The following is a 23,081-nucleotide window of genomic DNA, read 5'->3' on the forward strand; positions in this document are numbered from 1 at the left end:
CTCCTCAGCGCTTGCCTGAACTGCTCCGGGAATTGGCCACCAAGGTTTCATACAGTTGCGCATAGGGCTCCACCGCCTTACACCAGTTGAACGGCGCGGCCATCGCCCGGCAGCGCATGGCATTGAACAGCGGCGGATAGGCGAAGACCTTGAAGGCCCGGTGCAGGGCTGCTTCGTAGCTTTGTACGGTGGATTCGTCGAAGAGGAAACCGGTTACGCCGTCCTCGATGGTGTCGGCCAGGCCGCCGGTATTGCGCGCCACCGGCAACGAGCCGAAACGCTGAGCATACATCTGGCTCAATCCACAGGGTTCGTAGCGTGAAGGCATCAGCAGGAAATCACTGCCGGCGAACATCCGCCGCGCATCGGTTTCATTGAAGCCGATGCGCACACCGATCTGGCCTGGGAAACGCAGGGCCAGCTGGCGCAACGCCTGTTCTGCTTCCGGCTCGCCACGGCCGATAATGGCGATCTGGCCGCCAGCGCGGACGATAAATTCGCTGACCGCTTCGGTCAGGTCCAGGCCCTTCTGGTAGACCAATCGCGAGACCACGGCGAACAGCGGGCCGCTGGAGGGCTCCAGGCCGAACAACTGGCGCACATGGGCGATGTTGGTGGCCTTGCTGTCCCAGTCGCCGATATTGAACGGGCAGACCAGGTGGCTGTCGGTGGCCGCATCCCAGCTTTCATCGATACCGTTAGGAATGCCGCTGAGCAGGCCCTGGTAGGTCTTGCTGGCGAGGAAACCGTCGAGGCCGCACCCAAACTCCGGGGTGGTGATTTCCTCGGCGTAAGTGGCGCTGACCGTGGTGATATGGCTCGAATAGGCCATACCGGCCTTAAGAAACGACAGCTTGCCGTAGAACTCCATGCCCTCCTGTTGCAGGGCGTGGGGCGGGATCCCCAACTCCGGGCAGCAGGCCAGGCTGACCACGCCCTGGTAGGCGAGGTTATGGATGGTGAACAGGGTCGGCGTGTGCTGGCCGCGCCAGTGCATATAGGCCGGTGCCAGGCCAGCCGGCCAGTCATGGGCATGGACCAGGTCGGGGGTCCAGTGGATCTGTGCCAGGTTGGCAGCGATATCGGCGGCGGCCAGGCCCAGGCGGGCGAAGCGGATATGGTTGTCCGGCCAATCGCGCCCGTTGTTGGCGCCATAGGGGGTGCCTTCACGCTCGAATAACTCGGGGCAGATCAGTACGTAGATTACCAAGCCGTCGGGCATGTCCATACGACCGATCTTGCACGGTGGCAAGGCAGCATGGCCACCCAGTTCGCCGACAAGGTGGATCGGATTGTCGCTGTGCAGCACCTGCGAGTAACCAGGAATCAGTACCCGCACATCGTGCAGATGACGCATGGCCCTGGGCAACGCCGCCGAGACATCGCCCAGGCCACCGGCTTTGACCAGATCGGCGAATTCCGAGGTGACAAACAGGACTTTCTTCTTGTTGGAGTTGATGGCTACTGGCGGTGACAACGTCTTCCCTCCCGCCAAGGGGACTGACACGTGGACCGGTTCGCTGGCTTGATTCAAACCCTCCCCCTGAACTTCCAACGCAGCGCTGATCATGTGCCTCTCCTATTTTATTTGATGTGACTCAAACCTTTCACACAGCGTGCCGAAACCACATCCTTTGGTCGGCCACACCTATTCAGGGCGATTGGGCGACAACCGCCCAATGCACCGGAACATGAAAGAGTGGGGGAACGCCTGTGCTCATGACTACCGAAACAGACGCCCTACCTTTAAGCTGACCGGTCGACTATTGAGAAGTTTCGACTTTTTCTCGACGAAATGACCGAGCGGTCAATAGGCCTGAACAAACAGCGTATAAGAGATGCCATCGCTTAGACGAATAGGTGGGAAATATCCGACGGTATGACTTAAGGTCCGGACGCTAGCGTCGTCACCGCTGAAGGACACCCTGGGAGGATTGCTCCTCACTGACGCCAGTTCCAAGCCCAGTCGCTCAATAATGGTGCGTTAATGATTGCGGAGCAGCGGGTGATACGCCCAGATAGAGAGCCCGCTGATCTATCCCTCGATTACTGGGTCGGGGAATAGTTGCACCATAGGCTGATCTGGGCAGGCAACTGCTTAGCCCAAGCGCCGGATCGGCTGTCCAGCCGCCCAGGCCTGGATGTCCTCGATCATCTGGCTGTAGAACATCCGGTAGTTATTCTCGCTGACATAACCGATATGGGGAGTCGCCAGGACATTCTCCAGGGTACGCAATGGATGGTTGTTCGGCAGTGGTTCTTGTTCGTAGACATCCAGCGCGGCACCGGCCAGCTTGCCGTTTTCCAACGCATGGATCAGCGCCTGTTCGTCGACGATCGGCCCGCGAGCGGTGTTGATCAGCAAGGCGGACGGTTTCATCCAGCCCAGTGCCTGGACGTCCACCAGGCCACGGGAACGATCACTGAGCACCAGGTGAATGGACAACAGGTCGGCCTGTTCGAACAGCGCCTGTTTGCCGACATATTCCACACCTGATTCGGCGGCGCGTTCGGGCGTGAGGTTTTCGCTCCAGGCGATCACCCGCATGCCGAATGCCTGGCCGTAGCGAGCGACTTTCTGGCCGATGCTGCCCAAACCGAGAATGCCCAGGGTCTTGCCGTAGAGATCGCCGCCCAGCCCTTGCTGCCAGTCACCGGCGCGCAGGGCGTTGGCTTCTTTCAACAGGTTGCGGCTCAGGGCCATGATCAGCGCCCAGGTCAGTTCCGGAGCGGCATGCTTGTAGCTTTGCGTGCCGCAGACCGGGATACCCAGGGCCGTCGCGGCCTGGATATCCAGCGCGGCATTGCGCATGCCCCCGGTCACCAGCAGTTTCAGGCGCGGTAGCTGGCGCAGCAGGGTCTCGTCGAATGTGCTGCGCTCACGCATCACGCAGATCACATCGAAGCCTGCCAGGCGTTCGGCCATGATTTCGGTGGCGGCGGGGTAGTCGTGGAGAAAGCTCACCTGACCGATGACCTCCAGTACCGACCAGTCCACGACATCGCCCGCCACGCCTTGCCAGTCATCGATTACCGCAATCTGCAACGTCATTGCCTCTTTCCTCTTTATTGTTTGGCGGCCAGCCAGCCGAGCAGGGCCTTGTGGAAACGGGCCGGCTCTTCCATCTGAGGGGCATGGCCCAAGCCGGGGAATTCGACCAGCGTCGAGTGCGGGATCAGCTTGGTCACCTGCTTGCCGAGCACGTCATAGTGACCGAGGCGAGCCTTGACCTCCGGCGGCGCGATATCGCTGCCGATGGCCGTGGTGTCGGCGGTGCCGATCAGCAACAGGGTGGGCATCTTCAGGTCCTTGAACTCGTAGTACACCGGCTGGGTGAAGATCATGTCGTAGATCAGCGCCGAGTTCCAGGCCACCGCGACCTGCCCAGGGCCTTTGTTCAGGCCGGCGAGCATATCGACCCAGCGGTCGAACTCGGGTTTCCAGTGGCCGGCATAGTAGGTGTTGCGTTCGTAGTTGCGAATGCCATCGGCAGTCAGCTTCAACTCGCGCTCGTTCCATTGGTCGACGGTGCGGTAGGGCACGCCCAGGGCTTTCCAATCTTCCAGGCCGATGGGGTTGACCAGCGCCAGGCGCTCGACCTGCCGGGGGTAGAGCAATGCGTAGCGAGTGGCGAGCATGCCGCCGGTGGAGTGACCGAGAAGCACGGCCTTGTGAATGCCGAGATTTTCCAGCAGGGCGTGAGTGTTGCTCGCCAATTGTTGGAACGTGTACTGGTAACTGTCGGGTTTGCTGGAGGTGCAGAAACCGATCTGGTCCGGGGCGATGACCCGGTAGCCGGCCGCGCTCAGAGCCTTGATCGACTCCTCCCAGGTGGCACCGCAGAAGTTCTTGCCGTGCATCAGCACCACGCTCTGACCATTGGCCGGCCCGCTGGGCTTGACGTCCATATAGCCCATCCGTAGAGCCTTGCCTTGAGACTGGAAGGCAAAGTGTTCGACCGGATAGGGATAGTCGAAACCTTGCAGTTCCTGACCGTAGGCCGGTCCTTCGGTGGCATGGGACAGCGCGGGCAATGAGGCAGCGAGGAACAGGCTGCCGAGGACAAGGGCGCGGGCATTCGACATAGGGAATCTCCAGAAGAAGTAGGCCGATACTGGTAGTTTACGATTAACCTTGGATTAAGGTGAGTAGGGTTAATTCATCATGTTAGATGCCTGCGATTTTAAGCTGAATGCGACCTTGGTTATTTTTTTGTTTTATCTAGTTTGATTTTATTTTGTGCGAATTTTCTTGCAATTCACAGTGCTATTTTCTCTAAATTTTTACTATATTTACACTGTTTTTCATGGGTATAAGGTTTGTTTGTGCGAAATGATGGACACACGTCATATGATTATTTTTCGTTTGTGTGCGGTGAATCCATAGAGAATGTTTGGAAGGGGTGATGGCCCGGCCTGGATGAAGATTAATTTAGACATAAATGGCCGCGACGTTGAGCGGAGAGTAATACATTTACTGTCACTAATTTTATCGACAAGTCTGCTTATTATGTTCTTGATAGGTTTCCTTATCGATCAGGTAACGGTTTGCATGCGATGTACAGGTCGGCCAGCAAGGCGATGAGGTGGGATGGTCCGTGTCCGTTGAGGTTGTTCACGGGCGTGCCCGCGATTGCGCTATACCGCGTATCCGGCACGGGTTAGTCTTAGAGCCTGTCGTTTGCAGGGAGCCCTTATGGGCAATCACAAGATTCGGATTCGTCGCAGTAACGTCGAGAAGATTCTCCTGGCGGCCGAGAAGGTCTTTGCCGAAAAGGGCTTCGGTGGCACCGCCATGGCGGATATTGCCGAAGAGGTACAGTTGCCGCGCTCCAATTTGCACTATTACTTCAGCACCAAGAGCGAGCTCTATAACGCGGTACTCCTCGATCTGCTGGAGGTGTGGAAGCAGGATGCCCTGTGTTTCGAGATGTTCGACGATCCTCGGGTGGTACTGAGCAGCTATATTCGCGCCAAGATGAATCATTCGCGAACCCGGCCCCACGGCTCGAAAGTCTGGGCCAATGAAATCATCCATGGTGCGCCGGCCTTGGGTGAGACTCTCGATCTCGGCCTGTATGACTGGGCCAAGATGAAGGAGGCGAAGATTCGCCAGTGGGTGGAGGACGGTCGGATTCTGCCGGTGGAGCCGTTGAGCCTGCTGTACATGATCTGGGCCTCGACCCAGCACTATGCCGACTTCAGCCATCAGGTGGCGATTCTCAACGATCACCAGCCGCTGTCGGACCTGCAGTTCGAAAAGGCGGTGCAGACAGTGACCCAGGTCATCCTGCGAGGGATCGGGTTGGAGCCCTGATCCCCCGGTGCTCTGGTTAGCTGGCCTCCTGGATCCGATAGGGGTTGCGCGGATCGTGGTTCCAGTCGAGGAACGGTTTGCCGGTTGCCTGGGGCACCATCTCGATGCAGTCCGCTACCGGGCAGGTGATTTGGCACAGGTTGCAGCCCACACATTCTGCGTCGATCACTTCATAGCTGTGGCTGCCATCGGCCTGGCGCAGGCTGGCGATGGCCTGGTGCGAGGTGTCTTCGCAGGCGATATGGCAACGGCCGCAGCCGATACAGGCGTCCTGGTCGATCTTCGCGATGACCTGATAGTTGATGTCCAGGTACTTCCAGTCGGTGGTATTGCCGACCGCTTTGCCGGAAAACTGCTGCAAGCGGGTATAGCCCTGGCTGTCCATCCAGCGCGACAGACCGTCCTTCATCTCATCGACGATACGGAAGCCGTGGAGCATTGCCGCCGTACACACCTGCACCGCGCCGCAACCCAGGGCGACGAACTCAGCGGCATCGCGCCAACTGCCGATGCCACCGATGCCGCAGATCGGCAGGCCATGGGTCTGCGAGTCGCGGGCGATTTCCGCGACCATGTTCAGGGCGATGGGCTTGACCGCCGAGCCGCAGTAGCCGCCGTGGGTGCTCTGGCTGCCGACCATGGGCAGGGCAACCATGCGATCGAGATCGACGCTGGTGATGGAGTTGATGGTGTTGATCAGCGACACCGCGTCGGCCCCGCCGCGATGGGCTGCGCGGGCCGATAGGCGGATATCGGTGATGTTCGGGGTCAACTTGACGATCACCGGCAGCGAGCAGTAGGTCTTGCACCAGCGCGTGACCATCTCCACATACTCGGGAACCTGGCCGACCGCGGCGCCCATGCCGCGCTCGGGCATGCCATGGGGACAGCCGAAGTTCAGTTCGATGCCGTCCGCTCCGGTGGCTTCCACCAGGGGCAGGATGAATTTCCACGAGTCTTCCTCGCAAGGTACCATCAACGACACGATCAGCGCCCGGTCCGGCCAGTCCTTCTTGACCTGGGTAATCTCCCGCAGGTTGACCTCCAGGGAGCGGTCGGTGATCAGTTCGATGTTGTTGATGCCCATCACTTCGCGGTTGGGTCCGAAGTGCGCCGAATAGCGCGAGGACACGTTGACCGCGGCGGGGTCTTCCCCCAGGGTTTTCCAGACCGCGCCGCCCCAGCCGGCCTCGAAGGCACGGACCACGTTATAGGCCTTGTCGGTGGGCGGCGCGGAGGCCAGCCAGAACGGATTGGGTGCCTTGATGCCGGCGAAGACAATCGACAGATCGGCCATTTATGCAGCCTCCACATTGAGCAAGAGTTGGGCGTGGATGGCCTCGGCGGCCAGCTTGCCGTGTTGGACGGCCTGGACAGTGAGATCCTGGCCGAGGCTGATGCAGTCGCCGCCAGCGTAGACGCCCGGCACACTGGTGCGCAGGTGCTCGTCAACTTCGATACGATCACCCACGCGGCGCAGTTCGCGGGCCAACGGATCGTCCAGGACCGTGTCATCGAAGGTCTGGCCGATGGCTTTGAAGATGGCGTCGGCGGCCAGTTCAAAGGTTGCGCCGGTGCTCTGCAAACGACCGTTTTCCAGGCGGGTACGGGCAAAGCGCATGCCGCGCACCTGACCCCGCTCGTTGAGCAGCACCGCTTGCGGTTGAGCCCAGGTCAGCAGGCGCACCTGATTGGCCTTGGCGATCGCCTGCTCATGGGCGGTAGCGCCCATGTCCTCCAGCCCACGGCGATACACCAGGTTGACGTCCTGGGCGCCAAGACGGGCCATCTGCACGGCCATGTCGATGGCGGTATTGCCGGCACCGAGCACGATGCAGCGGTTGGCCAGCGGCAGTTGGCTGAGGTCGCTGGCCTGGCGCAGTTCGCTGATGTACTCAGTGGCGGGCAGCAGGCCCGGTGCGTCTTCGTCGGTCAGCCCCAGTTGGCGGGTGGCGGCCAGACCGAGGCCGAGGAACACCGCGTCGAACTGTGAGTGCAGTTCGCTTAGGGACAGATTGCGACCCATTTTCTGTCCGTGGCGGATCTCGATGCCGCCGATCTGCAATAGAAACTCCAGTTCGTGCTGGGCGAAATCGTCCACCAGTTTGTATCTGGCGATCCCATATTCATTGAGGCCGCCGGCTTTTTCTCGCGCTTCGAAGATCACTACGTCATGACCGTGCATGGCCAGTCGATGGGCGCAGGACAAGCCGGCGGGACCGGCCCCGACCACGGCGATCCGCTTGCCGCTGGCGGCCGAGCGCTTGAACGGGTGTTCGCTGAAGTGCGCATTGTCGACGGCAAAGCGTTGCAACAGGCCGATCAGCACCGGCGCACATTCCTGGCTGTTGTTGCGCACACAGGCTTGCTGGCAGAGGACTTCGGTCGGGCAGACCCGCGCACAGCTGCCGCCGAGAATATTGGCCTCCAGAATCTTCTGCGCGGCGCCCTGGACATTGTCCTGATGAATATTGCGAATAAACGAGGGGATATCGATGTCGCTGGGACAAGCGTTAACGCACGGAGCGTCGTAGCAATACAGGCAGCGCGATGCCTCCAGATGGGCCTGACGAGCGTTCAACGGCGGCGCCAGGTCGGTGAAATGGGCGGCGAGGGCAGCCGGGTTGTCACTGGGATGAGGAAGGTGGCTCAGGGTCTTGATCACGGTGAAGGCCTCACGGTTTTGTGCGAATTGCCTCTAGGCGGGCAGTGGTTTTATCTCTGGCGGATCGAGTAGCCCCTGCGTGGCGAGCTCTGTTAGTCAATTTTGGATGCCACAAGCCCCTGGCCTGCGGGTATCCGAATTTGAGCTAGCGAACGCACCGCACAGGCCGCCAGGCGTTCAGCGCTTGACGGCGGTCGGACGTTGCAGTTCGGCGCGCTTGCTCAACAGGTCAAACACCGCCGGGTAGGCCGGGCGCTCGATATAGCGTCCGGCACCGCGTTCGACCCGCAGCTCGCCATCGGCCCAGACCAACTTGCCTTGGCTGATGGTATGGCTGGGAATGCCGCGCACGGTCTTGCCTTCGAAGATATTGAAATCGACCTGCTGATGGTGCGTCTTGGCGGAGATCGTCCGGCTGCCTTGCGGGTCCCAGAGCACCAGATCGGCGTCGGCGCCGACGCGGATCGCCCCCTTGCGCGGAAACAGGTTGAAGATTTTCGCGGTGTTGGTCGAGGTCAGCGCCACGAAGTCCTGCATCGACAGGCGCCCGGTATTGACCCCTTCATCCCAGAGCACCGCCATACGGTCCTCTATTCCGGCGGTGCCGTTGGGGATCTTGCTGAAGTCGTCGCGCCCGACGGCTTTCTGTTCGGCGCAGAAGCAGCAATGGTCAGTCGCGGTGGTGTGCAGGTTGTTCGATTGCAGGCCACGCCACAGTGCTTCCTGATGGCCGCGTGGGCGGAACGGCGGGCTCATCACATACCCGGCGGCGGTCTGCCAGTCGGGATCGCGGTAGACACTGTCGTCGAGCAACAGGTGCCCGGCCAGTACTTCGCCATAGACCGGCTGACCCTTAGCGCGAGCGTAGGTGATTTCATCGAGGGCTTCGCGGGTTGACACATGCACCAGGTACAGCGGCGTACCGAGCGTTTCGGCGATGCGGATCGCGCGGCTGGCGGCTTCGCCTTCGACCTGCGATGGACGTGACAATGGGTGGGCTTCAGGCCCGCTGAAGCCTTGCGCCAGCAGTTTGCGCTGCAGGTGGTAGACCAACTCGCCGTTCTCGGCATGTACCGTGGGGATCGCGCCCAATTCCAGGCAGCGTTCGAAACTGGCCACCAGCGTATCGTCGGCCGCCATGATCGCGTTTTTGTAGGCCATGAAATGCTTGAAGCTGTTGATGCCGTGGTGACTCACCAGTTCGGCCATCTCCTCGCGGACCTGTTCGCTCCACCAGGTGATAGCGACATGAAAACCGTAGTCGGCGGCAGATTTCTCAGCCCAGCCGCGCCATTGGTGAAAGGCTTCCAGCAGGGATTGTTGAGGGTTGGGAATCACAAAGTCGATGATCGAGGTGGTACCCCCGGCAAGACCTGCCGCCGTGCCGCTGAAGAAATCCTCGCTGGCGACGGTGCCCATGAAGGGCAATTGCATATGGGTATGGGGATCGATGCCGCCTGGCATCAGGTATTGCCCGCTGCCATCGAGAACTTCACAACCTGACGGAACCTCAAGCGAGTTGCCGATGGCTTTGATCACACCGTCGGCGCAGAGCACATCGGCGCGATAATTTTCTTCATGGGTAACGATGGTGGCACCACGGATCAATAGGGACATACCGAATTCCTCGCAGGCTTGACCGGCTGGTGCCGGTTCTAGGTTTTGTACGGGAAGCGTGCTGAAGGGGAGTTCCAATCCTGTCAGCGATGTCAGGATTAAAATCTAGTTGTTTGTTGTGAAATGAGCAAGATTATTTTTTATAAGTTTGTATTTAAAATAACTCATTGAAAAATAAAGAATTAAATATTCTTATTAAAAATAAAAACGATTTTTTGCATTTTGACATGCTTGACAAGATTAAAATTTAGGCGAGATTTTATAGGGCAAATCAGTTGCTTGAGCAGGTACCCGGCAACTGATGGCAAGTTGAGTCCCGATAGTTAGCAGCATGCGTCTGCATTCAGCCTGAGTGCTTGAAGACAAGTCTGCCGGGGCTCACCGATATATTTTATAAAGCTAAAAAAATCAGCAAGTTGTAGCCGTTTTTAGGATTGGTCAGACGAGTTTTCGGAGAACCCGGCACGTTTACTGATTGCCGCCGACAATACGCTGACCGGTTCGTAGGTGTCGTAGGCTCCGTGCGGAAACTTGCAGGCATGGCGAGTTTTCCGCAGGCCTGTGTGCAGGCGTGTTTTGCCCAGAATCTCCGGCCATCGTCTGGCGCGCGGTATTTTCCGGCAGCCAGTCCGATGAGCGAATAATCAGAACAACAGTGGAGCGGCCAATGCAACAGAACCGATCGCAAGTGACTGAGCGTAATGGCTTGTATGAACTGGAAGCCGGCAACGACGTCCTCGACAGCCCCCGTTACAACCACGACATCGCCCCGACCAAGGTTCACGAACGCACCTGGAACCAGTGGCATATCACCGCCTTGTGGATCGGCATGTCGATCTGCGTACCGACCTATACCTTGGGCGGTGTCCTCACCGCGTATTTCGGGTTGACAGTGGGCGAAGCGCTGCTGGCAATCCTGCTGGCCAATATCGTGGTGCTGATTCCCCTGACGCTCAATGCCTTCGCCGGCACCAAATACGGCATCCCGTTTCCGGTACTGCTGCGTTCGTCCTTCGGGGTGATCGGCTCCAACGTGCCGTGCCTGATCCGCGCATTGGTGGCTTGCGGCTGGTTTGGCATCCAGACCCTGTTCGGCGGGCTGGCGATCCACCTGTTTCTCGGCTCTATCTTCGAGGGATGGAAGTCCCTGGGCGGCACCGGCGAGGCGATCGGCTTCATGATCTTCTGGTGCCTGAATCTGTGGGTGGTGTTGCGTGGAGCGGAGTCGATCAAGTGGCTGGAAGTCCTCTCGGCACCGCTGCTGGTGTTGGTCGGCTTGGGTTTGTTGGTGTGGGCCTTGCCGCATATTTCCCTGACCGAGTTGCTCGCCCAGCCGCCCAAGCGGCCTGAAGGTGCCAGTGTCTACGGCTACTTCTTTGCCGGGCTGACGGCGATGGTCGGCTTCTGGGCCACCCTGTCGCTGAACATCCCCGATTTTAGTCGCTATGCCAAAAGCCAGAAGGACCAGATCGTCGGGCAGATTCTCGGTTTGCCGCTGACGATGTTCCTGTTCGCCGCTTTGGGTGTGGTAATGACGGCAGCCTCGGCATCGCTGGTGGGCCAGACGGTGTCCGATCCGGTCAGCCTGATCGGACATATCCAGAGTCCGGTCTGGGTGGCCCTGGCGATGGCCCTGATTATTATCGCCACCTTGGCCACCAACACAGCGGCGAACATCGTCTCGCCCACCAATGACTTCCAAAACATTGCTCCCAAGCTGATCAATCGCACCACGGCGGTCATGCTGACCGGTCTGGTGGGGTTGTTGCTGATGAGTCATGAGCTGCTGAAGAAGCTCGGCCTGTTGGTCTCCGATGTAAGCCTGGAGACGGTGTATTCCAACTGGCTGTTGGGCTATTCGAGCCTGCTTGGGCCGATTGCCGGGATCATGGTGGTGGACTATTTCATCATCAAGCAGCAGCGCCTGGATCTGGCTGGTCTGTACCGTGACGATGTCTACCCGGCGTGGAATTGGAACGGTTTCCTGGCCTTCGGCCTGCCCGTGGTGCTGACGCTGATATCCCTGGGCAGCAGCGCGTTTAGCTGGTTCTACGACTATGGCTGGTTCACCGGCTCGACGCTGGGTGGCGTGTTGTATTACGGGCTGTGCCGGTTGGGCAGCGACAAGGCCGTGGTGGCCGCCAAGCCATTAGTCTGATATTGCCAAAAAAGGCGGCACGGAGCATCCAGGCCGACATTGCCCTGCTTGGCGCGGGAAAGATCGGTGTAACAGGAACTGTTTGAGGAGATCATCATGAACGCGTTGGCCCACGTTATGCAGTCCGACCATCAGCACATCAACAGTGAGCGCTTGTGGCATTCGCTCATGGAGCTTGCCCAGCTTGGCGCGACGGTCAAGGGCGGCGTCTGTCGTCTGGCCCTGACCGATCTCGATCGCCAGGCCCGGGATATTTTTGTCGGCTGGTGCAAGGACGCCGGCTGCACCGTGAGCGTTGATGCCGTGGGTAATATTTTTGCCCGTCGACCGGGGCGCAATCCATTGCTACCACCGGTGATGACCGGCAGCCACATCGATACCCAGCCCACCGGCGGCAAGTTCGACGGCTGCTTCGGCGTGTTGGCCGGAGTGGAGGTGTTGCGTACCCTCAATGACCTTGGCATCGAAACCGAGGCACCGCTGGAAGTGGTGGTGTGGACCAATGAGGAGGGCTCGCGGTTCGCCCCTTGCATGATGGGTTCAGGGGTGTTTGCGCAAGAGTTCAGCCTTGAAGAAACCCTGGCCAAGACCGATGCCGAGGGCGTCACCGTGGGCGAAGCCCTGAACACCATCGGTTACGCCGGCCCGCGTGCGGCGAGCGGACACGCGGTGGGGGCTTATTTCGAGGCGCATATCGAACAGGGGCCGATCCTTGAGGATGAACGCAAGACCATTGGCGTGGTGCTGGGGGCGCTGGGCCAGAAGTGGTTCGACCTCAGGCTCAACGGCGTCGAGGCCCATGCCGGGCCGACCCCGATGCACCTGCGCAAAGATGCCTTGGTCGGCGCGGCGGCGGTGGTGGCGGCGGTCAATCGTGCGGCCCTCGGGCACCAACCTCATGCCTGCGGCACTGTCGGCTGCCTGCAGGCGTATCCAGGTTCGCGCAATGTGATCCCAGGGGAAGTGCGCATGACCCTGGACTTCCGGCACCTGGAGCCGGCACGTCTGGACTCGATGATTGCCGAGGTCAGGGAGGTCATCGATAACACGTGTAGCGAGCATGGGTTGAGCTTCGAACTGACGCCGACCGCGGATTTCCCGCCACTGTATTTCAACAAGGGTTGTGTCGAGGCAGTGCGTAATGCGGCCGAGGGGTTGGGGTTGTCCCATATGAATATCGTCAGTGGCGCGGGGCATGATGCGATCTTCCTGGCGAAACTGGGGCCGGCGGGGATGATTTTCGTGCCGTGCGAGGGCGGGATCAGTCACAACGAAATCGAGAATGCCGATCCCAAGGACCTGGCGGCGGGCTGCGCGGTATTGTTGCGAGCCATGCTGGCGGCGTCCGAAGCGATTGCCGGCGCCTGACGTTATTGCACCGGGTCCTGGGACGGGGTCTATTGTCTGGAGTCCGGTAGCAGTAGAAGCCACAAGCGCAACGAGTCCGATAGGCCTCAGGAGCTGACCCATGATCGACCATCTCGACCACTTGGTGCTAACCACCATCGATGCCGTGGCCGCCGAGGATTTCTACGTGCGGGTGCTGGGCATGCGCCTGGAAACCTTTGCCGGCGGGCGCAAGGCGTTTCGCTTCGGCCACCAGAAGATCAACCTGCATGTGCGTGGCCATGAGTTCGAGCCCAAGGCCCATCTGCCAGTGCCAGGGGCGCTGGACCTGTGCTTTATCGCCGCCATTCCCCTGGAACAGGTGATCGAACGGTTGCGCCAGGCCGACTGGCCGATCATCGAGGGGCCGGTAATGCGTACCGGAGCCAGTGCACCGATCCGCTCGGTGTATGTGCGCGATCCAGACCTGAACCTGATCGAGATTTCCGAGCTGGCCGCGGGCCTCGGGCTGGCCTCCTAACCCGGCTGGGCGGCGATTCCCGGCAAGGGGGGCTGCCGGAGCAGCCGGGCCGAGCGACAAAAAGTGGCTGGCGAAACCTCTTCGTCCACTCAGTGATCACTGGCCGACGGTGCCTCGCCGCCGATGTTGCTGGCGGTTTTCGTGCGCATCAACGTCGCGGCGATACCGGCGCCCAGCGCGGAAAACAAGGCGCCCACCAGGAAGGCGGCTTGATAGCCTTCGTTGAGAGCCTCCAATGGCGATAACCCAGTGCTCAGGTGCAGCTGGCTGCGCGCCTGAGCGAGACTGGCAAGCGCGGCGAGCCCCAATGCGCCACCCATCATGAAGGCGGTATTGACCACCCCGGACGCCAGGCCCGACTCGGACGGTGCGACATCGTTCATCGCCGCCAGCAGCAGTGGGTTGAACGCGATGCCAGCACCCAGTCCCAGCAGCAGCATGCCTGGCAGGATATCGTGCATGAAAGCGCCATTCACAGGGGCTTGGGCGAACAGCAGCAGGCCGAGGGTCGCCAGCGCCAGGCCGGCTGCCAGGGGGCTACGGATGCCGAAGCGCATCACCAGCCTGGCCGAAATACCCAGGGAAAAAATCGCCATGATCAGGTTCGCGGGGAGGAAGGCCAGGCCGACTTGCAGCGGCGTGTAACCCAGCACCAGTTGCATATACAGCGCCGACAGGAAGAACCAGGCAAACATCGCTGCGGCCCAGAGCACGCTGACGATATTGGCGATGGCCAGGTTGCGCCGGCTAAACAGGCGCAACGGCATCAATGGTACCTTGACCCGAGTTTCGATCACCAGGAAGGCAATCAACAGGCCACCGGCCAGGCCCAGTTGCCAGATGGTGCGGGTGGAGCCCCAGCCCATTTCATTGCCATTGACGATGGCGTACACCGCCAGCATCAGCGAAGCCGTCACCGTCAGGGCACCGGCCACATCCAGGTGGCGCGAAGGGTGCTCGTTGAGGGTTTTCGACAACAGGCGCAAGGACAACAGGATCACCGCTATGCCGATCGGCAGATTGACCAGGAAAATCCAGTGCCAGCTCAGGGCGCTGGTCAGCACCCCGCCGAGCAGCGCGCCCAGGCTACCGCCGCCGGCACAGACAAAACCGTAGACGCCCATGGCCTTGGCACGCTCGGCCGGCTCACTGAACAGGTCCATGATCAATGACAACGCCACGGCGGTGACTACCGCGGCGGCCAGGCCCTGGAAGGCGCGGGCCCAGACCAGCACGGCCTGGCTTTGGGCAATGCCACAGACCAGGGAGGCCAGGGTGAAGAAAGCGATACCCAGCAGGAACAGCCGGCGATGCCCGTACAGATCACCCAGGCGTCCGCCGAGCAACAGGAAGCCGCCGAAGGTCAGCATATAGGCGTTCACCACCCAGGCCAGGGCGGTTTCGGAGAACCCCAGGTCGGTCTTGATCGATGGCAGGGCAACGTTGACGATGGTGGTGTCGAGCACAATCATCAGGACCCCGAGGCACAACACCATCAGGGCGAGCCAGCGTTGTCGGCAATCGTGGGGAGAGATGTCGGGGGTGGCCATGGTGTTCTCTCACAGGGCAGGCGCGAGAGTGTAGGCTTGCCTGGCGGTTGGGCTCAATGAACAGAGTGTAGTGAGGTTGTGACGGATTGTTGCGCAGGTCTGTAGGCAATGCCCAAGGGCGTTACGGGGTTGGTCTTGCGATCACGCCGCGACATCTCATTGCGGGCAATCTGATCGTTCCCACGCTCCAGCGCGAGAACGATCAGTAACAGGATTACCGGGAGAGCAGGGCTTCGAGTTTCTCCTGGTCACGGGCGAATTGGCGAATGCCCTCGGCCAGTTTCTCGGTGGCCATGGCGTCTTCATTGGAGGCCCAGCGAAATTGCGCCTCGGTCAGCTTCAGCCGAGCTTCGCCAGCATGGCCCGGAGCCAACTTGCGGGCCAAGGTACCTGAGTCCTGGGCCAACTTTTCCAGCAGGTCCGGGCTGATGGTCAGGCGGTCGCAACCGGCCAACTGCTCGATCTGGTTGATATTACGGAAGCTGGCGCCCATGACCACCGTCTGGTAGTCATTGGCCTTGTAGTAGTTGTAGATGCGGGTCACCGACTGCACGCCCGGATCGTCGGCGCCGGTGTATTCGTTGCCCGTGGACTTCTTGTACCAGTCGTAGATGCGCCCCACGAACGGCGAGATCAGAAACACCCCGGCGTCGGCGCAGGCAGCCGCCTGGGCGAAGGAGAACAGCAGGGTCAGGTTAGTCTGGATACCCGCCTTTTCCAGCTTCTCGGCGGCACGGATGCCTTCCCAGGTGGAAGCCAGCTTAATCAGCACGCGGTCACGTCCGACGCCGGCCTTGTCATACAGCTCGATCAACTGGTTGGCCTTGCTCAACAGCGCCGCTTCGTCGAATGACAGGCGGGCATCGACCTCGGTGGAGATACGTCCCGGAATCGCCTTGAGAATGCCACCGCCGACCGCTACGGCAAAGTGGTCGCAGGCCAGGCCGACATCGCCCTTGGCATGGGCCACGGCGCTTTTCAGCAACTCGGCGTAGCCTGGCAGCGCGGCAGCCTTGAGCAGCAGTGATGGGTTGGTGGTGGCGTCGACCGGCTTGAGGCGAGTGATAGCCTCGAGGTCGCCGGTGTCCGCGACCACGGTGGTGAACTGCTTGAGTTGTTCCAGCTTCGAAGTCATGAGCGTCTCTGTCGGGAAGGGCGTGGATCAATGCACTGATTGAGTGCCTGTGGCGTAAAAAGTTCGGTCGGAGGGATAACCCAAGAATGCCGCCGAACGCGAGTGTTGTGCAACCCAAAAACGCAGGGCAATTCAGGCTTCGGGCGGTGGCATCAAGGTCGCGATCAGGGCGCGAATGGTACCGGGCAGGGCCTCCAGCTCTCGCACCAGGATGCTGCGTTCGCGAATCGCCCAGGGTTCGTCGAGGGCTACTGTTATCAGTTGCATGGTCCGGCTGTGACGCAGGGCGGCGGATTCGGGAATGATGCCGATGCCCACGCCGGCCTCGACCATCCGGCAGATAGCTTCGAAGCTGGAGACCTGGATCCGCAGCGACAGGGACTTGCCCAGTCGCTCGACCTGTTCGCGCAGGAAACTCAGGAGGGTGCTGCCTTCGTGTAGGCCAATATGCTGGTAGGCCAGGGTGTTTTTCAGTGTTACCGATTGTCGGCTCGCCAGCGGATGATCCACCGGCACGATCAGTACCAGGCGGTCGGTGCTGAAGTGCATCACCTGCAAGCCGCTGGCCTCCACCGGGCCGGCGATGATGCCCATGTCACTCGTGCCGTCGAGCACACCGCGAACGATATCGCGAGACAAGCGTTCCTGTAGGTCCACCGTCACACCAGGACGCTTCGAGAGGAACCCGGCGAGTACTTCCGGAAGAAACTCAGTGACCGCCGTGGTGTTGGCGAAGATGCGGATATGCCCGGCAGAATCGCCGCCATAGCGGGTGAACTCGCTTTTCAGGTAGTCGACCTGGCGCATGATCAACCGCGCATGCTGCAGCAGACGCTGGCCGGCCGGGGTAACTTCGACGCCGCGGCTGTCGCGGTACAGCAGGCGTGTGTCGAGCTGTGCCTCCAGCGCTTTGATCCGCGCACTGGCGGCTGCCGGCGAGAGAAAGGCGCGCTTGGCGCCCTGGGTCAGACTCGGCGATTCGGCGATATGAATGAAGAGACGCAAATCCGCCAGATCGAAATGCATGGACCTTTCCTAATCAACGGCTGAGCGTTCAGCATAACTGAACGCCGGCTTATTGAAATGTAAATTCTCGGAACGGCGATCAACTTGCATCATCGGCATACAACGACAATCGGCAAGGGGAAACCTTCCAATGAGTGTGACGGATCTGAGTGCCTGGTTGGGACGAACCGAAGAGGCCCACGACCAACTGAGTCACAACCTGCTCAAGCGCATTGCCGCGACCTTTGGAGAAACCGTGCCCTCCCACGGCGAGGCCCTGCTGCCGCTCTGGCAATGGTGTTTTTTCCAGGACCCACTCGTCGAGAGCCAATTGGGCAGCGACGGCCACCCGGCCCGTGGCAGTTTCCTGCCGCCGGCAGACAAGCGCAATCGCATGTGGGCGGGCGGTCGCCTGACGTTCTTCCACGGCCTGCGCGCCGGTCACGATGCCACACGGGTCTCGACCATCACCCGGATCGAGGAAAAACAGGGGCGCACCGGTTCGCTGCTGTTCGTCACCGTGCAACATGAGTATTCCCAGGATGGCCGTCTGGCGATCCGCGAGGAACAGGACATCGTCTACCGTGAACCCACGCCGCCCAAGCAGAACAGCGGCCAGGCCCTGGTCGCGGGCGATTGGCGCGAAGTCGTCGAGCCGACGCCAACCCTGCTGTTTCGCTACAGCGCCGTGACCTTCAATGGCCATCGTATCCATTACGACTACCCCTACGTCACCGAAATCGAAGGTTATCCGGGTTTGGTGGTACACGGACCGATGATTGCCACCCTGAACCTGCGGGCCTTCTGCCGGGCCCATCCCGGCGCAGCCCTGCGGCGCTTTTCCTATCGCGGCCTGCGTCCCCTGATTGCTCCGCAACCCTTTGAAGTCGGCGGGCGGATCGTCAGCCCCGGCATCGCCGAACTCTGGGCAGGCAATGCGGGCGGTATTGCCCAGCACGCCGAAGTGCACTTCGACTAACAAGAAAAAGGCCATTCATCGATGAATCCGAATCACAACGAAGAACTTAATGCCATCCGCGAAGGCGTGCGCGCCCTATGCGCCGAATTCGATGCTGCCTACTGGCGCAAGATCGATGAGGAAAAGGGCTTCCCCGAAGCCTTCGTCAAGGCTCTGACCGATGCCGGCTGGCTGGCGGCGATGATCCCGAGCGAATACGGCGGCTCCGGTCTCGGCCTGGCCGAGGCCTCGGTGATCCTCGAAGAAGTCAACCGCTGCGGTGGCAACTCCGGCACCGTGCACGGCCAGATGTACAACATGTTCACCCTGTTGCGCCACGGCAGCGACGCGCAGAAAAGCTTCTACCTGCCGAAGCTGGCCAGCGGCGAACTGCGCCTGCAATCGATGGGCGTGACCGAGCCGACCACGGGCACCGACACCACCAAAATCAAGACCACCGCCATCAGGCACGGTGACAAGTATGTGATCAATGGGCAGAAGGTATGGATCTCGCGGATCCAGCACTCCGACCTGATGATCCTGCTGGCCCGCACCACGCCCCTGGCCGAGGTCAAGAAAAAATCCGAAGGCATGTCGATCTTCCTCGTCGATCTGCGCGAGGCCATCGGCAACGGCCTGACCGTGCAGCCGATCGCCAATATGGTCAACCACGAAACCAACGAGCTGTTCTTCGACAACCTCGAACTGCCGGCCGACAGCCTGATCGGCGAAGAGGGCAAGGGTTTCAAGTACATCCTCGACGGCCTCAACGCCGAGCGCACGCTGATTGCCGCCGAATGCATCGGCGACGGTCGCTGGTTTGTCGAAAAGGCCAGCGCCTATGCCCGTGACCGTGTGGTATTCGGCCGGCCCATCGGCCAGAACCAGGGCGTGCAGTTCCCGATTGCCGAGGCACATATCGAGATCGAGGCTGCCGACCTGATGCGCTGGCGCGCCTGCGAGGAATACGACTCGGGCCAGAACGCCGGAGCCAGCGCCAACATGGCCAAGTACCTGGCGGCCAAGGCCTCCTGGGAGGCGGCCAATGCCTGCTTGCAGACCCATGGCGGTTTCGGTTTCGCCTGCGAGTACGACGTTGAGCGCAAGTTTCGCGAGACCCGCCTGTATCAGGTCGCGCCGATCTCCACCAACCTGATCCTGTCCTATGTGGCCGAGCACTTGCTCGAACTGCCACGCAGCTTCTGAGGAGTACCCCATGAGCCATACCCAAGACTTGGCCGCCTTCCTCGCCGAGCTGCGTTACGAGCAGGTGCCTCAGGCCGTGTTCGAGCGCACCGAAGACCTGTTCCTCGACTGGCTGGCCTCGGCCCTGGCCAGCCAGCACGCTCATCCGATTCCGCTGTTTGAGGCTTATGCCCGCAAGATGGGGCCGGTCTCTGGTCCGGCGCGGATCCTGGTCAATGGCCAGAGCAGTTCGGCGTACTTCGCCGCTCTGGTCAATGCCGCCTCGTCCCATCTGGTGGAGCAGGACGACCTGCACAACAGCTCCGTGCTGCACCCAGCCACCGTGGTCTTCCCGGCAGCCCTGGCCGCGGCCCAGGATCTTGGCAAGTCAGGCCGCGAGCTGCTGCTGGCGTCGGTTGCCGGCTACGAGGCGGGGATTCGCATCGGCGAGTTCCTTGGCCGCTCCCACTATCGGATCTTTCACACCACGGCTACCGTCGGCACCCTGGCAGCCGCTGTGGCCGTGGGCAAGCTGATGAACTTCAATCAGGAACAGTTCCTCAACCTGCTCGGCAGCGCCGGCACCCAGGCCGCCGGGCTCTGGGAGTTCTTGCGCGATGCCGCCGACTCCAAGCAACTGCACACCGCCAAGGCTGCCGCCGATGGCCTGTTGGCGGCGTACCTGACAGCGGATGGTTTGACCGGTGCGCGCAATATCCTCGAAGGCGACCAGGGACTGGCTGCCGGAATGTCCAGCGATGCCGATCCGACGAAGCTGTCCGACCGCCTGGGCAGTCGCTGGGCGCTGGTGGAAACCTCGTTCAAGTTCCATGCCTCCTGCCGCCATACCCATCCGGCCGCCGATGCGCTACTGCAACTGATGCGCCAGGAAGGTTTGGCTCATGAGCAGATCCGGCACGTGGAAACCTGTGTGCATCAGGGCGCCATCGACGTATTGGGGCGAGTCAAGGTGCCGCAGACCGTGCATCAGGCCAAGTTCTCCATGGGCACCGTCCTGGGCCTGATTGCTGTGCATGGTAACGCCGGGTTGCCGGAATTTCATCAGTTGTCCCTGACCGACCCAGCCGTCTCGGCCTTTCGCGACAAGGTCAGCATGACTCTCGACCCCGAGGTCGACGGTGCTTATCCCCAACGCTGGCTGGGTCGGGTGACGGTCACCACGGTCGACGGGCGGACCCTGCACGGGGCAATCGACGAACCGAAGGGCGATCCGGGCAACAGCCTCTCGCGCGCCGAACTGGAAGACAAGTTCCGCCGCCTGTTGCGGTTCTCCGGCGCTCGTGCACCCGAGCAGGGTGAAGCGTTGATCCGTCAGGTCTGGGACCTGCGTAATACCACTGATTTGCAGGAGCTGTGCTGATGAACACGCCGGCAGACAACACCTCGGCCCCACGTCCGCTGGACGGCATCACGGTGATCAGCCTGGAGCACGCCATCGCCGCGCCGTTCTGTACCCGACAACTGGCGGATCTCGGTGCGCGAGTGGTGAAGATCGAGCGCCCCGGCAGCGGCGACTTCGCCCGTGGCTACGATCAGCGCGTGCACGGTCTGGCCTCGCACTTCGTCTGGACCAACCGCTCGAAACAAAGCCTGACCCTGGACCTCAAGCAGGACCAGGCCGGGGATATCCTCGAAGAACTGCTGGATCAGGCCGATGTGCTGGTCCAGAACCTGGCGCCGGGAGCCGCCGCGCGCATGGGCTTGTCCTTCGCGGCGTTGCACGAGCGTTTTCCGCGGTTGATCGTCTGTGATATCTCCGGTTATGGCGAAGGTGGCCCCTATGAAAAGAAAAAAGCCTACGACCTGCTGATCCAGAGCGAGGGCGGTTTTCTGTCGGTGACCGGTGGCGTGGGAGACGACCAGTTGGCCAAGGCCGGCTGTTCCATCGCCGATATCGCCGCCGGCATGTACGCCTACAGCGGCATCCTCTCGGCGCTGCTACTGAGGGGCAAGACCGGGGAGGGTAGCCGAGTTGAGGTGAGCATGCTGGAAAGCCTGGTGGAGTGGATGGGCTACCCGATGTACTACGCCTTCGATGGCGCCCCACCACCACCCCGTGCCGGCGCGGCGCATTCGACGATCTACCCTTATGGTCCGTTCCCCACGGGCGATGGCGGCACCGTGATGCTGGGCCTGCAAAACGAGCGCGAGTGGGCGGCGTTTTGCGACAAGGTGCTGCTGATGCCCGAGTTGACGGTGGATGAGCGGTTCTCGGCCAACTTCAAGCGTTCGGCCAATCGCGAAGCGCTACGCCAGATCATAGTCGACAGCTTTGCCCGGCTTAGCGTCGAGCAACTGATTACGCGGCTGGAAGAGGCGCAGATCGCCAACGCCCGGGTCAACGACATGCAGGGCGTCTGGGACCACCCGCAACTGAAGGCCCGTGATGGCTGGCGTGAGATCGACAGCCCCTCGGGAAAACTACCGTCACTGTTGCCGCCGGCGCGTAATGCGGCGTTCGAACCCCGGATGGACGCGGTACCGGGGCTGGGGCAGCACACCGAGGTGATCCTGGGCGAGTTAGGCTTCACGGCGCAGGCGATGGCGCGGTTGCGCGCGGACGGCGTGATCTGAGCCGTGCATACCTTGTGGCCCGCGCTTCATTACCAGCCGGTTGATATGAATTAAAACAAGGAACACAGCATGTCTTCACCTATTGTCCGTTGCGCGCTCTTCGTGCCCGGCAGCCGTCCCGAGCGTTTCGCCAAGGCCCTGGCCAGCGGCGCCGATGCGGTGATTGTCGACTTCGAAGATGCCGTCGAGGAGCCGCTCAAGCGCATCGCCCGCGACAATCTCGGGCAGTTCTTCGCCGCCAATCCCCAGGCCCAGGTCCTGGTGCGGGTCAATGCCCCGAATCATGCCGAACACAGCGCCGACCTGGCATTCTGCAGGGACCATCCCGGCGTTGTCGGCGTGTTGTTGCCCAAGGTTGAGAATACCTCACAGATCCAGGCGGTGGCTAACACCGGCAAGCGCGTCTGGCCGATCATCGAAAGTGCCCGCGGGCTGCTGGCCCTGGCGCAGATCGCGGTGGCGCCCGGTGTCGAGCGCTTGTCCTTCGGTGGCCTAGACCTGGCCCTGGACCTCAACCTGAGCAATGGCTCGGCTGCCGCGCAATGGGCCCTTGACCAGGCGCGCCTGGCGTTGATCATCCACTCTCGAAGCGCCGGCCTGGTGGCGCCGCTGGATGGTGTGCATCCGGCTATCGACGACCCCGAAGGGTTGCACCGGTCCATTCGCCATGCCTATGACATGGGGTTTGCCGGGGCGCTGTGCATTCATCCCCGACAAGTCTCGGTGATCCACGCCGCACTGGTTCCTAGCGCCGAGGACCTGGCATGGGCCCGGCGCGTGGTGGCTGCCGATACTCACGGCGCCGGGGCCTATCAGGTCGATGGGCAAATGGTCGATGCTCCGGTGCTGCTGCGGGCGCGGCGCCTGCTGGCATTGGGCTAGACTCGATAAAGCGCTATGCAGGGCAGCTATTGAGCTTTGCGATGCGCTAGGATCAGTGCGTGTGGTGGTTGAGGTGGCACATTGGCTTGTGTTCGCCTGAGCCGAACGCAGGTACTCAAAATTCGAAATTCACTACATGCACCGCTT

General features: G+C 61.1%; 18 protein-coding genes. 9 read left to right on the forward strand and 9 right to left on the reverse strand.

Going from position 1 to position 23,081, the window contains the following annotated elements; all coding sequences use genetic code 11:
- Positions 1-4: 4 nt before the first annotated feature.
- From glgA to AWM79_RS04975, 3 genes are all read right to left on the reverse strand, one after another.
- Entirely contained in the window at positions 5-1,570 is a 1,566-nt protein-coding gene (gene glgA / locus AWM79_RS04965; RefSeq protein ID WP_060782289.1) for a glycogen synthase GlgA, read from the reverse strand.
- Between the two features lie 528 nt (positions 1,571-2,098).
- Positions 2,099-3,052 carry a D-2-hydroxyacid dehydrogenase family protein gene (locus AWM79_RS04970; RefSeq protein ID WP_017131225.1) on the reverse strand — a complete coding sequence of 318 codons (954 nt, stop codon included), beginning with the start codon at positions 3,050-3,052 and terminating at the stop codon, positions 2,099-2,101.
- A 14-nt stretch (positions 3,053-3,066) separates the two neighbouring features.
- The gene (locus tag AWM79_RS04975; protein WP_060782290.1) at positions 3,067-4,086 is read right to left on the reverse strand and encodes an alpha/beta fold hydrolase; all 1,020 of its coding nucleotides are present in this window, start codon (positions 4,084-4,086) and stop codon (positions 3,067-3,069) included.
- Positions 4,087-4,696: 610 nt separating this feature from the next.
- Between AWM79_RS04975 and AWM79_RS04980 the strand changes: the two genes are divergently transcribed.
- Positions 4,697-5,317: a TetR/AcrR family transcriptional regulator gene (locus tag AWM79_RS04980; RefSeq protein ID WP_017131226.1), complete on the forward strand. Its 621-nt coding sequence runs from the start codon at positions 4,697-4,699 to the stop codon at positions 5,315-5,317.
- Positions 5,318-5,333: 16 nt separating this feature from the next.
- Here AWM79_RS04980 and preA read toward each other — a convergent pair whose 3' ends face one another.
- The 3 genes from preA to hydA form a co-directional block, all read right to left on the reverse strand.
- Entirely contained in the window at positions 5,334-6,614 is a 1,281-nt protein-coding gene (preA, locus tag AWM79_RS04985; RefSeq protein WP_060782291.1) for an NAD-dependent dihydropyrimidine dehydrogenase subunit PreA, read from the reverse strand.
- Positions 6,615-7,982, reverse strand: coding sequence for an NAD(P)-dependent oxidoreductase (locus tag AWM79_RS04990; RefSeq protein WP_017131228.1), 1,368 nt, complete (start codon positions 7,980-7,982; stop codon positions 6,615-6,617).
- Between the two features lie 177 nt (positions 7,983-8,159).
- Positions 8,160-9,599, reverse strand: a complete 1,440-nt coding sequence (gene hydA / locus AWM79_RS04995; protein WP_060782292.1) for a dihydropyrimidinase — start codon at positions 9,597-9,599, stop codon at positions 8,160-8,162.
- A gap of 667 nt (positions 9,600-10,266) precedes the next feature.
- On the opposite strand from hydA, the gene AWM79_RS05000 reads away from it, so the two are divergent.
- The 3 genes from AWM79_RS05000 (at position 10,267) to AWM79_RS05010 (ending at position 13,624) form a co-directional block, all read left to right on the forward strand.
- Positions 10,267-11,757 (forward strand): NCS1 family nucleobase:cation symporter-1, encoded by a 1,491-nt coding sequence (locus tag AWM79_RS05000; protein WP_060782293.1) that lies wholly within the window; start codon positions 10,267-10,269, stop codon positions 11,755-11,757.
- 96 nt (positions 11,758-11,853) lie between these two features.
- Positions 11,854-13,125 (forward strand): Zn-dependent hydrolase, encoded by a 1,272-nt coding sequence (locus tag AWM79_RS05005; protein WP_060782294.1) that lies wholly within the window; start codon positions 11,854-11,856, stop codon positions 13,123-13,125.
- A gap of 100 nt (positions 13,126-13,225) precedes the next feature.
- Entirely contained in the window at positions 13,226-13,624 is a 399-nt protein-coding gene (locus AWM79_RS05010) for a VOC family protein (RefSeq protein ID WP_017131232.1), read from the forward strand.
- Positions 13,625-13,713: 89 nt separating this feature from the next.
- Here the strand turns inward: AWM79_RS05010 and AWM79_RS05015 are convergent, their stop codons facing one another.
- From AWM79_RS05015 to AWM79_RS05025, 3 genes are all read right to left on the reverse strand, one after another.
- On the reverse strand, positions 13,714-15,174 hold the full coding sequence (locus AWM79_RS05015) for a DHA2 family efflux MFS transporter permease subunit (RefSeq protein ID WP_017131233.1): 1,461 nt from the start codon (positions 15,172-15,174) through the stop codon (positions 13,714-13,716).
- A gap of 214 nt (positions 15,175-15,388) precedes the next feature.
- Entirely contained in the window at positions 15,389-16,309 is a 921-nt protein-coding gene (gene tal / locus AWM79_RS05020) for a transaldolase (protein ID WP_060782295.1), read from the reverse strand.
- A 132-nt stretch (positions 16,310-16,441) separates the two neighbouring features.
- The gene (locus AWM79_RS05025; protein WP_060782296.1) at positions 16,442-17,335 is read right to left on the reverse strand and encodes a LysR family transcriptional regulator; all 894 of its coding nucleotides are present in this window, start codon (positions 17,333-17,335) and stop codon (positions 16,442-16,444) included.
- A gap of 130 nt (positions 17,336-17,465) precedes the next feature.
- Here AWM79_RS05025 and AWM79_RS05030 point away from each other — a divergent pair, with 130 nt between their 5' ends.
- From AWM79_RS05030 to AWM79_RS05050, 5 genes are all read left to right on the forward strand, one after another.
- The gene (locus tag AWM79_RS05030) at positions 17,466-18,293 is read left to right on the forward strand and encodes an HTD2 family dehydratase (RefSeq protein ID WP_208599929.1); all 828 of its coding nucleotides are present in this window, start codon (positions 17,466-17,468) and stop codon (positions 18,291-18,293) included.
- A gap of 21 nt (positions 18,294-18,314) precedes the next feature.
- Entirely contained in the window at positions 18,315-19,478 is a 1,164-nt protein-coding gene (locus AWM79_RS05035) for an acyl-CoA dehydrogenase family protein (RefSeq protein ID WP_060782297.1), read from the forward strand.
- Between the two features lie 10 nt (positions 19,479-19,488).
- Positions 19,489-20,838, forward strand: coding sequence for an MmgE/PrpD family protein (locus AWM79_RS05040; RefSeq protein WP_017131238.1), 1,350 nt, complete (start codon positions 19,489-19,491; stop codon positions 20,836-20,838).
- Positions 20,838-22,052, forward strand: coding sequence for a CaiB/BaiF CoA transferase family protein (locus AWM79_RS05045; protein WP_060782298.1), 1,215 nt, complete (start codon positions 20,838-20,840; stop codon positions 22,050-22,052). Before AWM79_RS05040 ends, AWM79_RS05045 begins: the two co-directional genes overlap by 1 nt.
- A 69-nt stretch (positions 22,053-22,121) precedes the next feature.
- Positions 22,122-22,934 carry an HpcH/HpaI aldolase/citrate lyase family protein gene (locus AWM79_RS05050; RefSeq protein ID WP_060782299.1) on the forward strand — a complete coding sequence of 271 codons (813 nt, stop codon included), beginning with the start codon at positions 22,122-22,124 and terminating at the stop codon, positions 22,932-22,934.
- The last annotated feature ends 147 nt before the right edge of the window (positions 22,935-23,081 follow it).

The organism is Pseudomonas agarici (assembly GCF_001543125.1).
Lineage (GTDB): Bacteria > Pseudomonadota > Gammaproteobacteria > Pseudomonadales > Pseudomonadaceae > Aquipseudomonas > Aquipseudomonas agarici.

Excerpts from the sequence above, each read along its gene's own strand:
- AWM79_RS04970 (WP_017131225.1), bottom strand. The coding sequence starts at position 3,052 with ATGACGTTGCAGATTGCGGTAATCGATGACTGGCAAGGCGTGGCGGGC.
- AWM79_RS05005 (WP_060782294.1), top strand. The coding sequence starts at position 11,854 with ATGAACGCGTTGGCCCACGTTATGCAGTCCGACCATCAGCACATCAAC.
- AWM79_RS05040 (WP_017131238.1), top strand. The coding sequence starts at position 19,489 with ATGAGCCATACCCAAGACTTGGCCGCCTTCCTCGCCGAGCTGCGTTAC.
- AWM79_RS05000 (WP_060782293.1), top strand. The coding sequence starts at position 10,267 with ATGCAACAGAACCGATCGCAAGTGACTGAGCGTAATGGCTTGTATGAA.
- AWM79_RS05010 (WP_017131232.1), top strand. The coding sequence starts at position 13,226 with ATGATCGACCATCTCGACCACTTGGTGCTAACCACCATCGATGCCGTG.
- AWM79_RS05015 (WP_017131233.1), bottom strand. The coding sequence starts at position 15,174 with ATGGCCACCCCCGACATCTCTCCCCACGATTGCCGACAACGCTGGCTC.
- glgA (WP_060782289.1), bottom strand. The coding sequence starts at position 1,570 with ATGATCAGCGCTGCGTTGGAAGTTCAGGGGGAGGGTTTGAATCAAGCC.
- AWM79_RS05045 (WP_060782298.1), top strand. The coding sequence starts at position 20,838 with ATGAACACGCCGGCAGACAACACCTCGGCCCCACGTCCGCTGGACGGC.
- preA (WP_060782291.1), bottom strand. The coding sequence starts at position 6,614 with ATGGCCGATCTGTCGATTGTCTTCGCCGGCATCAAGGCACCCAATCCG.
- AWM79_RS04980 (WP_017131226.1), top strand. The coding sequence starts at position 4,697 with ATGGGCAATCACAAGATTCGGATTCGTCGCAGTAACGTCGAGAAGATT.
- AWM79_RS05030 (WP_208599929.1), top strand. The coding sequence starts at position 17,466 with ATGAGTGTGACGGATCTGAGTGCCTGGTTGGGACGAACCGAAGAGGCC.
- AWM79_RS05050 (WP_060782299.1), top strand. The coding sequence starts at position 22,122 with ATGTCTTCACCTATTGTCCGTTGCGCGCTCTTCGTGCCCGGCAGCCGT.
- AWM79_RS04975 (WP_060782290.1), bottom strand. The coding sequence starts at position 4,086 with ATGTCGAATGCCCGCGCCCTTGTCCTCGGCAGCCTGTTCCTCGCTGCC.
- AWM79_RS05035 (WP_060782297.1), top strand. The coding sequence starts at position 18,315 with ATGAATCCGAATCACAACGAAGAACTTAATGCCATCCGCGAAGGCGTG.
- hydA (WP_060782292.1), bottom strand. The coding sequence starts at position 9,599 with ATGTCCCTATTGATCCGTGGTGCCACCATCGTTACCCATGAAGAAAAT.
- tal (WP_060782295.1), bottom strand. The coding sequence starts at position 16,309 with ATGACTTCGAAGCTGGAACAACTCAAGCAGTTCACCACCGTGGTCGCG.
- AWM79_RS05025 (WP_060782296.1), bottom strand. The coding sequence starts at position 17,335 with ATGCATTTCGATCTGGCGGATTTGCGTCTCTTCATTCATATCGCCGAA.